At 69.8% G+C, this 13,855-nt stretch carries 11 protein-coding genes; 7 read left to right on the top strand and 4 right to left on the bottom strand.

Annotation, left to right across the window (positions count from 1 at the left end; translation table 11 throughout):
* Nucleotides 1–129 precede the first annotated feature (129 nt).
* The 5 genes from ACH4TV_RS03330 (at nt 130) to ACH4TV_RS03310 (ending at nt 5,987) form a co-directional block, all read left to right on the top strand.
* Nucleotides 130–1,137: an ABC transporter substrate-binding protein gene (locus ACH4TV_RS03330; RefSeq protein ID WP_398393712.1), complete on the top strand. Its 1,008-nt coding sequence runs from the start codon at nt 130–132 to the stop codon at nt 1,135–1,137.
* A gap of 119 nt (nt 1,138–1,256) precedes the next feature.
* Nucleotides 1,257–2,795, top strand: coding sequence for a sugar ABC transporter ATP-binding protein (locus ACH4TV_RS03325; protein WP_398393710.1), 1,539 nt, complete (start codon nt 1,257–1,259; stop codon nt 2,793–2,795).
* On the top strand, nt 2,792–3,922 hold the full coding sequence (locus tag ACH4TV_RS03320) for an ABC transporter permease (RefSeq protein WP_398393708.1): 1,131 nt from the start codon (nt 2,792–2,794) through the stop codon (nt 3,920–3,922). Before ACH4TV_RS03325 ends, ACH4TV_RS03320 begins: the two co-directional genes overlap by 4 nt.
* Complete coding sequence (gene yjfF / locus ACH4TV_RS03315; RefSeq protein ID WP_398393706.1) at nt 3,922–4,965, top strand: galactofuranose ABC transporter, permease protein YjfF; 1,044 nt, start codon at nt 3,922–3,924, stop codon at nt 4,963–4,965. Before ACH4TV_RS03320 ends, yjfF begins: the two co-directional genes overlap by 1 nt.
* 191 nt (nt 4,966–5,156) lie before the next feature.
* Complete coding sequence (locus ACH4TV_RS03310) at nt 5,157–5,987, top strand: hypothetical protein (RefSeq protein WP_398393704.1); 831 nt, start codon at nt 5,157–5,159, stop codon at nt 5,985–5,987.
* A gap of 191 nt (nt 5,988–6,178) precedes the next feature.
* Here ACH4TV_RS03310 and ACH4TV_RS03305 read toward each other — a convergent pair whose 3' ends face one another.
* A complete protein-coding gene (locus tag ACH4TV_RS03305) occupies nt 6,179–7,099 on the bottom strand; it encodes a threonine/serine dehydratase (protein WP_398395333.1) in 921 nt (306 codons plus the stop codon).
* Nucleotides 7,100–7,234: 135 nt separating this feature from the next.
* Complete coding sequence (locus ACH4TV_RS03300) at nt 7,235–7,672, bottom strand: MarR family winged helix-turn-helix transcriptional regulator (RefSeq protein WP_398393702.1); 438 nt, start codon at nt 7,670–7,672, stop codon at nt 7,235–7,237.
* A gap of 99 nt (nt 7,673–7,771) precedes the next feature.
* On the opposite strand from ACH4TV_RS03300, the gene ACH4TV_RS03295 reads away from it, so the two are divergent.
* Nucleotides 7,772–8,800, top strand: coding sequence for an NADP-dependent oxidoreductase (locus ACH4TV_RS03295; RefSeq protein WP_398393700.1), 1,029 nt, complete (start codon nt 7,772–7,774; stop codon nt 8,798–8,800).
* A 118-nt stretch (nt 8,801–8,918) separates the two neighbouring features.
* Here the strand turns inward: ACH4TV_RS03295 and ACH4TV_RS03290 are convergent, their stop codons facing one another.
* Together ACH4TV_RS03290 and ACH4TV_RS03285 are read right to left on the bottom strand one after the other, a co-directional pair.
* The gene (locus ACH4TV_RS03290; RefSeq protein ID WP_398393698.1) at nt 8,919–10,115 is read right to left on the bottom strand and encodes a serine hydrolase domain-containing protein; all 1,197 of its coding nucleotides are present in this window, start codon (nt 10,113–10,115) and stop codon (nt 8,919–8,921) included.
* Nucleotides 10,112–12,739 carry a M14 family zinc carboxypeptidase gene (locus tag ACH4TV_RS03285; RefSeq protein WP_398395331.1) on the bottom strand — a complete coding sequence of 876 codons (2,628 nt, stop codon included), beginning with the start codon at nt 12,737–12,739 and terminating at the stop codon, nt 10,112–10,114. The genes ACH4TV_RS03290 and ACH4TV_RS03285 overlap by 4 nt, the downstream gene beginning before the upstream one ends.
* A gap of 233 nt (nt 12,740–12,972) precedes the next feature.
* Between ACH4TV_RS03285 and ACH4TV_RS03280 the strand changes: the two genes are divergently transcribed.
* The gene (locus tag ACH4TV_RS03280) at nt 12,973–13,836 is read left to right on the top strand and encodes a hypothetical protein (RefSeq protein ID WP_398393696.1); all 864 of its coding nucleotides are present in this window, start codon (nt 12,973–12,975) and stop codon (nt 13,834–13,836) included.
* Nucleotides 13,837–13,855: the final 19 nt, after the last annotated feature.

The following is a 13,855-nucleotide window of genomic DNA, read 5'->3' as shown; positions in this document are numbered from 1 at the left end:
CCGACCGCTCGCTTTCCACTCACCGGTGCGGCCGACATTTCGAACAATGATCGACAGGCTGGACGCAGCGCGGCCGGTCCCATCGAGTACCAGTGGTCCGTCCAGGACCGGCTCTTCAAAGGAGAAGACATGCTCAACAGAAGGAACTTCCTCACCGCGGCGGTCGGCGTGGCGGCTGCGACGGGCCTGGCGGCCTGCGCCAAGGAGGACGAGGGTTCCTCGGACTCCGCCGGCAGCGGTGGCAGCAAGGCCATCGTCCTCGGCTTCTCCCAGGTCGGCTCGGAGAGCGGCTGGCGCAGCGCCAACACCGACTCGGTGAAGGACGCGGCCAAGACCGCGGGCTACACCCTCAAGTTCTCCGACGCGCAGCAGAAGCAGGAGAACCAGATCTCCGCGATCCGCAGCTACATCACCCAGGGCGTGGACGTCATCGCCTTCTCGCCGGTGGTCGTCACCGGCTGGGACGCGGTGCTCAAGGAAGCCAAGGCGAAGAAGATCCCCGTGGTCCTCACCGACCGCTCCGTCGAGACCTCCGACGAGTCCCTCTTCGTGACCCTGGTCGGCTCGGACTTCACGGACGAGGGCCGCCGCGCCGCCAAGATCCTGGAGAAGGTCCTGGATGTGGCCGGCCACAAGGGTGCCGTGAAGATCGCCCAGCTGGAGGGCACCACCGGTGCCGCCCCCGCGATCGAGCGCGCCAAGGGCTTCAAGGAGGTCATGGAAGCCGACCACGCGGACGACTGGAAGATCGTCGTCAGCCAGACCGGTGACTTCACCCGCGCCGGCGGCAAGCAGGTCATGGCCGCCTTCCTCCAGTCCAACCCGGACATCAACGTGCTGTTCGCGCACAACGACGACATGGGCATCGGCGCCATCCAGGCCATCGAGGCCGCCGGCAAGAAGCCCGGCAAGGACATCCTGATCGTCACGATCGACGGCGTGAAGGACGGCTTCATCGCGATGTCCGAGGGCAAGATCAACGCCATCGTCGAGTGCAACCCGCTGCTCGGCCCCCAGCTGATGGAGGTCGTCCAGAAGGTCAAGGACGGCGAGACCGTCGAGCGCTGGATCAAGACCAAGGAGGGCGACTTCATGCAGGACCAGGCGAAGGCCGCGCTCCCCACCCGTAAGTACTGACCGACCGCACCCACCGGCAGGGAGCCCCCGTCCGACGAACCCTCGGTCGAGGGGGCTGTCCAGGAGGCTCCCTGCGGGCCTGAACGAGATCGATGACGAAATCGATGAGGAGCGCTGCGATGGCAGAGCCGCTACCCGTCCTGGAGATGACGGGCATAGTCAAAGAATTTCCGGGGGTAAGGGCTCTGTCGGGCGTCGACTTCCGGCTCTTCCCCGGCGAGATACACGCCCTGATGGGCGAGAACGGCGCCGGCAAGTCCACCCTGATCAAGGTGCTGACCGGCGTCTACGCGCTGGACGGCGGCACGGTCACCCTCGACGGGAAGACCGTCCGGATCGGCAGCCCCCTCCAGGCGCAGCAGGCCGGCATCAGCACCGTCTACCAGGAGGTGAACCTCTGCCCCAACCTGTCGGTGGCGGAGAACATCTTCATCGGACGTGAACCCACCCGCTTCGGCCGCATCCAGTGGAAGCGCATGCGCAAGGAGGCCGCGGAGCTCGTCGACCGCCTCGGCCTCGACATCGACGTCACCGCGCCCCTGTCCTCGTACCCGCTGGCCGTGCAGCAACTGGTCGCGATCGTACGGTCGGTGGGCACCGGCGACAGCGACGGCGCGGGCGCCGGCACCAAGGTGCTGGTACTCGACGAACCGACGTCCAGCCTCGACCGCGACGAGGTCCTCGAACTGTTCCGCCTCATGCGGCAGCTCCGGGACGAGGGCGTCGCGATCCTGTTCGTCTCGCACTTCCTGGACCAGATCTACGAGATCTGCGACCGGATGACCGTCCTGCGCAACGGCACCCTCGTCGGCGAGCACCTGGTGAGCGAACTCGACCAGGTCGGACTGATCCAGCTCATGATCGGCAAGGCGATGGACCAGCTGGAGGAGCTCCACGAGCACCAGCTGCACGCCGACGTCGGCGAGACCCTGCTCACGGCGGACGGTCTCGGCAGGACGGGCGGAGTCGCCCCCTTCGACCTGGAGATCAAGAAGGGCGAGGTCCTCGGCCTGGCCGGCCTGCTCGGCTCCGGCCGCACCGAACTCGCCCGGCTGCTCTTCGGCGCCGACCAGCCCGACAGCGGCAAGGTCACCATCGGCGGCAAGCAGGTCTCGATGAGCGCCCCGAACGACGCGATAAACGCTGGCGTCGCCTTCTGCTCGGAGAACCGCAAGACCGAGGGCCTGGTACCCGACCTGACGGTCCGGGAGAACATCATCCTCGCCCTCCAGGCGTCCCGCGGCTGGACCCGGCCCATCCCGGCCGCCCAGCGCGACGAACTGGTCGACAAGTACATCAAGGCGCTGGACATCCGCCCCGCCAACCCGGAGGCCCGCGTAGGCAAGTTGAGCGGCGGCAACCAGCAGAAGGTGCTCCTCGCCCGCTGGCTGATCACCCAGCCCAAGCTGCTGATCCTGGACGAACCGACGCGAGGCATCGACGTCGGCGCGAAGGCGGAGATCCAGAAGCTCGTGGTCTCGCTCTCCGAGGAAGGCATGGCAGTGCTGTACATCGCGGCCGAACTGGAGGAGGTACTCCGGCTCAGCCACACCATCGGCGTGCTGCGCGACCGCAAGCTGGTCGCCCAGCTCGCCAACGGGCCCGAGATCACCCCCACCCGGATCCTGGAGACCATCGCGAGCGGAGAGCACCAGTGACCACCACGCCCACTCCTCCTGCCGCCGCCCGCTGGCGAACGCTGACGCAGCATCACCTGTTCTGGCCGGTCGCCGTGCTGGTCCTCCTGCTGCTGATCAACGTTCCCTTCACCCCCGACTTCTTCTCGATCAAGATGACGGACGGCCACCTCTACGGCAGCCTCGTCTCGATCGTGCTGTTCGGCTCGCCGCTGATCCTGGTGGCGGTCGGCATGACCCTGGTCATCGCGACCGGCGGCATCGACCTCTCGGTCGGCGCGGTGGTCGCCATCACCGGCGCCCTGACGTGTTCCTACATCAGCGACCAGTCCGACCAGGACGCCCTGTCAGGCGTCTTCCTGGCGATGGGCATCGGCCTGGTGGCCGCGGTGGTCTGCGGCCTGTGGAACGGCTTCCTGGTGGCCAGGATGGGCATCCAGCCCATCATCGCGACCCTCATCATCATGGTCGCGGGCCGAGGCGTGGCCCAGCTGATCACCGACGGCCAGATCATCACCATCAACAGCGAGCCGTACAAGCTGATCGGCGGCGGCTACTGGCTGACCCTGCCCTTCTCCATCTTCGTCGTGGCCGCGGTCGTGGCCATCACGGTGGCACTGACCCGCCGTACGGCCCTCGGCCTGCTGGTCGAGTCGGTCGGCGGCAACGCGGAGGCCAGCCGCCTGGTGGGCATCCGGTCGATGCGCATCAAGATCATGGTGTACGTGTTCTGCGCGCTGTGCGCCGGCATCGCGGGCCTGATGATCAGCTCCAACACCTCGGCCGCGGACGGCAACAACGCCGGTCTGTGGATCGAGCTGGACGCGATCCTCGCCGTCGTCATCGGCGGTACGTCGCTGCTCGGCGGCCGGTTCTCCATCGGCGGCACGGTGGTGGGCGCCCTCGTCATCCAGACCCTGACCACCACGATCTACACGATCGGCGTGCCGACCCAGACCAACCTGGTCTTCAAGGCCGCCGTCGTCATCGTCGTCTGCCTGCTCCAGTCCCCGAAGTTCCGCGAGAAGGTCTTCGGCAACAAGTTCGGCTCCGGCGCGAAGGGTACGACGGGAAGCGGCACCCCGTCCGCCACCCCGGCGGACACCGCTCCGGCCACCGCGGCAGCCCCCAAGATGGAGGTGTCGTGATGAGCACGGCCACCAAGAGCCCCAAGTCCCCCAAGGCACACGACAGTCGTCCGGCCACGAACACGATGTCCCAGGCCGCGCGGCTGCTCGGCGACCGGCGGTTGCCCGTCCTGGTGACCGCCTCGCTCTTCCTCGCGATGTACGTCGTGGGCCTGAGCCGGTACCAGAACTACGGTTTCGGCGAACCGCAGGTCTTCCTCAACCTGTTCATCGACAACGGCTACCTCCTGGTCGCCGCGGTGGGCGCCACCTTCGTGATCCTCTCCGGCGGCATCGACCTCTCCGTCGGCTCGGTGATCGGCTTCACGACCATGCTCACGGCATGGCTGGTGGAGAAGCAGGGCCTGCCCATCCTGGTCGTCATCCCCATCGCGCTGGGCGTGGGGGCCTTCGGCGGCTTCCTGATGGGCTACGTGATCCACAACTTCGAGATCCAGCCCTTCATCGTGACCCTCGCCGGCCTGTTCCTCTTCCGGGGCCTGTGCCTGATCATCAGCAAGGAGTCGATCGCCATCGACGACTCCTCGGTGAGCAGCATGGCGCAGGCGCAGGCGCAACTGGGGTTGGGCTTCCTGTCGATCGGCGCGATCATCGCGCTGGTGGTCCTGGCCATCGCCTTCTACGTCCTCCACTACACGCGCTTCGGACGGCGCGTGTACGCCATCGGCGGCAACGAGAACTCGGCCATGCTGATGGGCCTGCCCCAGGGCGGCACCAAGATCGCCGTCTACACGGTGAGCGGCTTCTGCTCGGCCCTGGCCGGTCTGCTCTTCACCCTGTACATCCAGTCCGGCGACCCGCTGCACGCGACCGGCATGGAGCTCGACGCGATCGCCGCGGTCGTCATCGGCGGCACGCTGCTGACGGGCGGCTCGGGCTATGTCCTGGGCACGCTGTTCGGCGTCCTGGTCCTGGGCCTGATCAAGAGCATCATCCAGTTCGAGGGCACGCTCAGCTCCTGGTGGACGAAGATCGCCACGGGTGTGCTGCTGTGCGCGTTCATCCTCATCCAGCGGGCGATGACGACCCGTAAGAAAACCTGAACCGAAGGGTCGCCGACCCCTTCGCCCCGGAGCGGTCCGTCGTGTGACGGGCCGCTCCGGCGTGTCGGAAAAAGGCACAGAATAGTCAGGCTTTGGCCTCAACTGGGCAAACTCGGAAGACCGGTTCCGCACAGAACCTTCACGGAGACCCCTAGGAACGTTCCCCGTGCGGAACTTAGTCTTCCCGCGTCATGGACTACTGCCACCAATGCCAGCGGCACCTCAACGGGGCACTTGCCTGCCCCGGGTGCGGCGAATCGATCGCCCCCCTCCGCTCCTACCCGGAGGAGACCGACGCGCGCCCGGAAGCGGAAGCGGCCGCGAGTACGGACACCCCCGCAGGCGGTGCCGACGAGGTACGGCGTCCTGGGCGGGCGGCAGCCCGGAAGGCGGGCCGCGGACGAGGGCGCGGACGCGAGGTCGCCGTCGCCGAGACCGCAGCCGCAGACGTCGACGAGTACGAGGACGAGGACCAGTACGAGGACGAGGCCGCCCCCGGACAGGCGGCAGGCAGCCGACGTGACCGCAAGGCCGCGGCGCACCGGCGGCGACGGAAGCGGGCGCTCCTCGTCGTCGCGGGGTTCGTGCTCGCGGCGGGCGGACTGAGCCTCGCCGAACTGGGCATAGACGCGCCGGGATCGAACCCGACGCCCGCGGTGGCCGGCGGCGAGACAGCGGACGGCGCGGCGACGACGGAGGCCGGCGGCGACACGGAGGAGCCACTCTCCGACGAGTCACCGTCAACGGACGACGACCCGTCGGACTCCGCGTCCCCGTCCCCGTCGGTATCCCCGTCGGCGTCGGAGAGCTCGGGGTCCCCGTCCCCGTCGGACGAGGCGACCAGGAGCAGGGACCCGCAGTCGGCCCCGATCGGTACGAGACCGGCGCCGACGACGACGGACGAGCCCTCGACCACCCCGACGGACTCGACAACCCCGTCCCCGGACCCGACGCCGGCGGACCCGACCCCGGAACCGTCGCCTTCGGAGACGTGCCAGCAGTTTCTTTGGTGGTGCAGCTAGGAACTGGCGGCGTTTCAGGTACGTCCAGCGCGTCCGGCGCCCGAGAGGCGACGCGGATACCGCCCAGGCCGTGTTTCCCACCCGCCCATCCGTCTCGGCCCGTTTGTCAGGTGCGCTCGAACTTCTCGGTGCCGACCGGCATTTCCAGCTCCCGCGGGCGACAGAAAGTACTCGAGTCGGCCTGCCCGGCGTCACGACCCGCGGAGCGAACCCGCCCCGACCCAGCGGTGATAGGCGTCCACGTCGACATTGCTGCCGCACACGATGGTGACCACGTGCCGGCCGGCGAAGCGGTCACGGTCTTCGAGGACGGCCGCGAGGCCGAGCGCGGCCGACGGTTCGACGACGAGGCCGGCGTGGTCGAGGAGCATCCGCATCCCGGCGACGATCGACGCCTCCTGGACCAGGACGGCGTCGTCGGCGACCAGGAGGAGGTCGTCCAGGACGGCCCGGAGGGGACGCCGGCCGGCGACGCCGTCGGCGATGGTGTCGGTCGACTCGGTGGTGACGACGCGCCGCCCGCGCCAGGAGTGTGTCATCGCCGGTGCGCCCAGCGGCTGGACGCAGATCACCTCGACTCCGGGAGCCAGGGCCTTCACCACATGACCCACGCCGGTGGCCAGCGCCCCGCCACCGAGAGCGATCAGGACGGCGTCGAACGCCGGCACGGTGTCCACCAGTTCCAGGCCGATCGTCGCCGCGCCCTCACAGGTCTCGATGTCCAGGCTGTCCTCGACCAGCCGGATGCCCTCGTACCGCGCGATGGCCACCGCCCGGTCGCGAGCCATCTCGTGGTCGCCGTTCACCAGTTCCAGCGTGGCGCCCAGCGCGCGGATGCGATCGAGCTTGGCCACCGTCGCGTGGCGGGATGCCACGACGGTCACGTCGAGCCCCCGGCCGCGACCGGACCAGGCGAGGGCCTGACCAAGATTGCCCGCGCTGGCGCACACGACGGCGCGCGGACCGTGCTCCGCGAGCAGGCTCGCGACGACCTCGGTGCCGCGGCCCTTGAAACTGCGGACCGGGTTCGCCGTTTCGAGCTTGATGCTCACCGCGCACCCGAGGCCGGGCTCCAGCGCCTCACAGCGGTACAACGGCGTGTCGAGAAACATCGGGTCGATCACCCGGCGGGCCGCCCGGATCCGAGCGGTGTCGAGACGCGTCGTCTGCACGACACGGCAGCGTAGTGCCGCCGACGCTGTTCCATCGAGAGATTTTCATGAGCCCGCCGGGGCGGCCCTACGCCCCTACGCCTCCACCATCCGCACCAACAACCCCCGCAACAACACCCGCTCCTCGTCGGACAGCCCGGCCAGCGGCTCCCGGGCGAAGTCCAGGGAGTCGCGCAGGCTCCCTGCGACCCGGCGCCCCTCGTCCGTGCACGCGGCCAGCTTCACCCGGCGGTCCGAGGGGTCGGGGCGGCGCTCCACCAGGCCCCGGGACTCCAGCCGGTCCACGATCCCGGTGACGTTGGACGGCTCGCACCGCAGCTTCCGGGCCAGCCGGCGCATCGGCAGGGGCTCCAGCGAGAGCAGGCTCAGCAGGCGGGCCTGGGCTCCGGTGAGGGAGTGCTGGGTGGCCGCCTCCTCGTACTCCTGGTGGTAGCGGGCCACGACCGCGCCGATGAGGTCGACGACCTCCCGGGTGAGGGGGTCCATGCGGCGGGTCTTCTCTGGTGTGGCCATGCTTTCCAGGTTACCCCGTTACTTGACACCCTGAAATATTCAGGAGCATTATTGTTTCAGCTACTGAAACATCTGAGCCGCACCGGAAGGTCCCCCCTCATGTCCGACAGTTCCGCCCCCGCCCTCCCCGCCGTCAGCCGCGAATGGCACCTGGCCGGCCGTCCGGTCGGCTGGCCGAAGCCCGAGGACTTCGCCCTGGTCGAGGCCGAGGTCCCGCAGCCCCGCGAGGGCCAGGTGCTGGTGCGGAACCTGTACGTCTCGGTGGACCCGTACATGCGTGGCCGGATGAGCGACGCCAAGTCGTATGTCGCCCCCTTCGAGCTGGGCAAGGTCATGCAGGGCGGGGCCGTCGGCGAGGTCGTCGCCTCCAACGCCGAGGGAATCGCCGTCGGCGACCACGTCCTGCACTTCCTCGGCTGGCGCGAGTACGCGGCGGTGAACGCGAAGGACGCCGTCAAGGTCGACCCCGAGGCCGCGCCGCTGTCCACGTACCTCGGTGTTCTCGGCATGACCGGCCTCACCGCCTACGCCGGGCTGCTGCGCACCGCCTCCTTCAAGGAGGGCGACGTGGTGTTCGTGTCGGGTGCGGCCGGCGCCGTGGGCGGCCAGGTCGGGCAGATCGCCAAGCTCAAGGGCGCCTCCCGGGTCATCGGCTCCGCCGGGTCCGACGAGAAGGTCAAGCTGCTGGTGGAGGAGTACGGCTTCGACGCCGCCTTCAACTACAAGGACGGGCCGGTCGGTTCGCAGCTCCGCGAGGCCGCCCCCGACGGCATCGACGTGTACTTCGACAACGTGGGCGGCGACCACCTGGAGGCGGCCATCGGCGCCCTCAACCTCGGTGGACGCATCGCCGTCTGCGGCATGATCTCCGTCTACAACAACACGGAGCCCGCCCCCGGCCCGAAGAACCTCGCCCGCCTCATCGCCACCCGCGGCCGCATCGAGGGCCTCCTCGTCAACGACCACTACGACCTCCAGCCGCAGTTCGTCGAAGAGGTCGGCGCCTGGGTCCGCTCCGGCGAACTCAAGTACCGCGAGACGGTCGTCGAGGGCATCGAGAACAACCTGGAGGCGTTCCTCGGGGTCCTGCGCGGCGAGAACACCGGCAAGATGATCGTCAAGTTCTGAGCCATCAGGCCTTCTTGGCCGCCGGCTCTTCCTGCCTTCTCGGCGGTACGACCGAGGCCGCACCCCTGGACGTGGGGTGCGGCCTCGTGCGTGCCGGGGCTCGGGGCTGATGCCCGCCTCAGTCGACGGCGAGCGCCGCCCGGTGCGCCGCCCGCACCAGCCGTTCGTTCTCCGGCGCCGCTCCGCCCGGGAAGGCGTACCGGCGGCGGGTGTAGCCGTAGGCGAGGCCGCTGTGCGGGTCGGCGAAGGCCTGGGAGCCGCCCGCGCCGCTGTGCCCGAACGTGTTGGCGCCCAGGAACGGGTAGGCCACGTCCGCCGTCTTCTGGAAGCCCAGGCCGAACGACTTGTGGGCCCGGGCCACCAGGTCGTAGCCGGCCGAGTGGAACTGGCCGAACTCCGCCACCGTGTCCGGCTTCAGCAGCGGCGCGTGCTCGCCCACCTCACTGATCGCCGCCGCGTACAGCCCGGCCAGCCCACGTGCCGACGCCACCCCGCCGACCGACGCGGGCCCCTTGGCGCGGACCACCCGATGGTTGGGCAGCGACTCGATGTCGGTGGGCTCGACCCCGTGGCGGTTGAAGGCGATCGACGCGAGCGTGTGCGGTCCGGACGGGAGCGAGTCCAGCAACTCCCTTTCCTCCGGCGTGGGTTGCATCGGCTGTACGGTCCTGAAGCGCGGCTCCAGAGCCTCCGGCAGGCCCAGGTAGAAGTCGAGGCCGTACGGGGCCCGTACGCGCTCCTCGTGGACCTCCTGGAGCGTACGGCCCGTGGCGCGCCGCACGATCTCGCCGGTCAACGCGCCGATGACCAGGGCGTGGTAGCCGAAGGCGGTGCCGGGGCGCCAGAACGGGCGCTGGTCCGCGAGGCGTTCGGCGATCAGCCGGTCGCAGGCCAGCTCCTCCAGGGTGAAGCCGGCGTCGGTGCCGACCAGGCCCGCCCGGTGCGCGAGCAGGTCGCGCAGGGTCAGCGCGGACTTGCCCTCGGGTGCGAACTCCGGCCAGTAGTAGGTGACTTTGCGGTCCAGCTCCAGCGTGCCCTCCTGGACCAGCAGGGCGACCACGAGATGCGCGGCACCCTTCGTGGACGAGTACACGCCGTAGAGGGTGTCGGGCCCGCTGTCCGGGCCGCCCGCCCACAGGTCGACGACCTGCCGTCCGTGCACGTACGCGCACAACTGGCCCTCGTAGTCGGGCAGTTCACCGGCGACGAAGGCGGCGAACTCCTCACGTACCGCCTCGAAGCCCTCGGCTACCGTGCCGTGCACGAGCCCTGTGGTCCCTGTGATCCCTGTGGTCCCGATGGTCTCCTGCGTCATCCGTTCTCCTCACTAGACGTACCGCCCGCTCCCGGAACCGCCGGAACCGTCGGTGTTGCGGGCACGGCCAGCAAAGCACGTGCCACCTGCGCGAACTCTCCCTTGGGGTGATCCCGGAACAACGGTTCGGTGCCGAACAGCACCGCGTGCGGCCCGCTGACCACCGACGCCTGTCCGGCCGCCGCGTCCGGGCCCCCGGAACCGTCCGCCGAGGGCCGCCAGTGGCCGGAGACGAGAGGGTTCCCGGTCCCGTACGACTGGTCGACGCGCACGTCCGGGCCCAGGTCCGTGAACCAGACGGGCGCGTAGACGAACCCGTGGTCCGGCGCCCCGCCGGTGACCGGACTGGAGCCCGAATTCACCACCCGTACAACGCCGTTGGCATCCCCGTTGCCCTCCACCGGCTTCGCCGCCAGCAACCCGGCGGCGGAGTTCAGCGCGGCCCCGGCGGCACCTCGGCCGACGAGCCCCCGGGAGGCGAGGAACGCGTCGAGGGCGGTACGGGCGTCCGTGCCGAGCCCCTCGTACGCCAGGCCCTGCGACACGAACAGCACGTCGACCGTCGACCAGTCGAAGCCCGCGTTGAGGATGCCCGTGGACACCGGAATGACCTCGAAGTTCATCTCCCGCAGGGCGAACAGCTCCCCGGGCGTGACGGCCGCCGCGACCCGGGTGCGGTGCACGGGAGCGGTGCCGGTCGTCTTCGTCGCGTCGAAGGCCACGTCGTACGCACGGGCCGCCGCGACCGCCTTCGGGCGCGCCGACGCCGGGACGATCGCACTTCCGTCCGCTGCCCGGCGTACCGAAACCCCGCCCCGCAGAAGGGAGTTGAGTGCCGCGATCTCACGCGGGTCGTCGAGCCGCAGACGCAGGTTGCCGTACGGGGCGACGTAACCGACCCGCGCCGCCGCCTGCACGGCTCGGACGGGCAGGCCCAACAGGCTTCCGCTGACGACCGGTTGAACACTCGCGCCCCACAACCGGCCCAGGCTCCAGCCCGAGATGTCGTACATCACCGACACCTTGTCGCTGATGTCCCGGCCGTCGGCGAGCAGCACGTTGGCGAGCCCGCGTTTCGGCTGGCGCATGTCGACGACGTACGAGCCCTTCGCGTACGTCCGTCCGCCGAGCCGGAAGGTATGGGTCGCGCGGGTGACCCTGATGTCGTTGGCGAGCAGATGGTCGACCAGCCGGGCGGCGGCGGGCGCGGAACGCTGGGCCGACGTGCCCGATGCGCCTGACGTGCCCGCCGGGATGACGTACGCCCGGGGGAAGGTGGTCGTGTAGACGTCCTCCGGCCCGATACCCGGAACGCCCGGAACGGTTTCGGCCGACACCGGCACTTGTGCGGCCCCCGCCGCCCCGCGCCGGAAGACCTCGATCTGGTCGGCGACCAGAGAAGTCCGGTGATCCTGAACGTAGTTGAGGGTCGCGCTGATGGTCGCACCGGCCACGGCGGTGTTGATCGCGGAGCGGCGGCGCAACTCGTCGACAGGCAGGGTGTCGTAGGCGCGGTTGTTGACCGTCAGCGGGATCTCGATCGTGTGCGCGGCGACCGTGCCGTGGAAGGCCGCGTACTGCGGGGTGAAGATCGGCGGCCAGTCGTCCCAGCCCTCCTCCTGGTCACGGAACGGGATCTGGGCGGCCTCGACGCCGTCCTTCGCCGGGGTGTAGCCGAGGCCGTTGACGGCGGCTTCCATGCCGAGGGCGTTGGCGTAGGTGTTCTTCAGGAAGAGGTCGTACTCGTAGTTCTCGCCGTGCGGGGGAGTGGTGGGCTCGATGAGCGTGCCGTTGACGTATCCGTGCAGGTCGAGCATCACGGCGGGCTGCTTGTCGATCTCGATCTGCCGCATCACCCGCCCCTCGGGCTGCGAGGAGGTGACGAAGTCCCGGTTCAGATCGAACCCGTTGGCGTTGGCGCGGGTGCCGGCGATACGGCCGTCCGGGTTGGCGGTGATGTTGAAGTACAGGCGGCTGTGCGCGAGGAGATCCCTGGTCCGGGCGTCGGTGGCGGTCGCGAGCCGCTCGACGATCTTCAGGGAGGCGTCGGTGCCCTCCCACTCGTTGCCGTGGATGTTGTTGTTGACGAAGACGGGAGCCTTGTAACTCCGTTTGACCGTCTGGCTGTTGGCGGCGACCGCGGGCGCGTTCTCGATCAGCTCGCGCATGCTCTCCTGGGCGTGTGTCTGGGCCGCGCTCTCCGGTGCGGTGACCGTGACGAGGTAGAGCCGGTGCCCGCCCGCCGAACGGCCGACGACCTCGACGCTCACCCGGTCGCCCAACTGCTGGAGGGCGTTCAGCTTCGGGGCGATCGCGTGGTACGGGATCAGGCCCAGTTTGATGGACTTGTCGCCCGGGTTCTCCGGGTCGGGGGACAGGGTCTGCTCACGGGGGTAGCCGCGGGCGGTGCCGGTGAGGTCGGTGACGGGGGCGGTGAGGGCGCGGGTGGCGGCGCCGACGGAGGCCGTCGCGGCGCGCTCGCCGAACACGGACCGTTCGCCGTCCATCTCCTCGCGGGTCACGGGCTTGTGGTCGGCGGTGGCGGTGTGGGGGGTGAGCAGGAGCGAGCCCGCCGTGGTGACGGCGAGGGCGGCGAGCAGAGCAGGGCGCAGAACGGGTCGCAGAACGGGCCGCTGAACACGTCTCGGTGGAACGGGGCTTGTGGGGCGCACGCGTACCTCCTCCAAATGCTTCCTGAGATCGGTACGGCGAGATGTACCTTCTCGACTCAACGCCAACAAGAGGGTCTCCGCGCCACGGATGCCCCGGATGGCGCATACGGGAGGGGCCGGAAGGGGCATCCTGAGGGCGCGAGACAAAGCGCTTTGAGGCGATGCGACGCGAGGAGAGCCGACCGATGGCAACGATTCCTTCGCTCCCCAGCAGGGACGACGTACTGCGCATGGCCCGCAGTACGACCGACATCACCGGCCAACTCCTGGACACCGCACAGAACATCACCAGGATCGCCGTCAACACCCTTGACCCGAGAGACGGTTCGGGCGCGGAGGCGCTACGCGTCCTGCACCGGACCACCACGGAACTGGCCGAGGCGAGCGCGTCACCGCAGGCCCAGGAGGCCTTCTACCGCATCGTCGACACCCTCACCCGGCTCGGCACCAGCGGCGCCCCGCTCGCCGTACACCCCGTGAGCGAGCCCGCGCAGGCCCTGCTGACCGCCCTCGGCGACAGCCTGCTGCCGATCCTGGACGCGGTGGAACCGGCCGTCGAGGAGGCGGTGGCGGCGATCGGCGAGTTCGTCGACGCGCTGTCCCCGCTGCTGCCCGCGGCGGCGGGCCTCACGGCCGGCGTGCTCCTCGCCCTCACCCCGGTGATCCGCGCGGCGGCACAGGTCCTGCGCGACGGCTCCCCCGAACTCCACCGCATCGCCGACGCGTTGACGTCAGCACTGGCCCCGCTGATGCCCCTCCAGGTGACGTTGGCGGAACGCGCGGCGGCGGCCGGGGCGGGCGTGATCAGCGCGGCCCTGTCCCCCCTGGCCGACCTCACGGAGGCAGCGGCGGCCTCGGCGAGGACGGCCCGGCCGGTGCTGGTGGCGGGGGAGGAGCTCCTGGTGACGGGCCTCGAGCAAATCCAGCCCCTGCTCCTGACGACGGCGTCCCGCACGGGACAGGTGGCGAGGGCGGCGGCGGTACGGGTGTCGGCGGCGGTGTCGCCACGGGCGGACGCTCCCGTGGTGGTGGCGGTCAGTTCTGCCTAGCTTTCCGCTGCACCCGCAC

Origin of the sequence: Streptomyces sp. NPDC020898 (assembly GCF_044333925.1) — a bacterium.
Taxonomy (GTDB): domain Bacteria; phylum Actinomycetota; class Actinomycetes; order Streptomycetales; family Streptomycetaceae; genus Streptomyces.
This window is presented reverse-complemented; position numbering and strand designations above follow the sequence as displayed.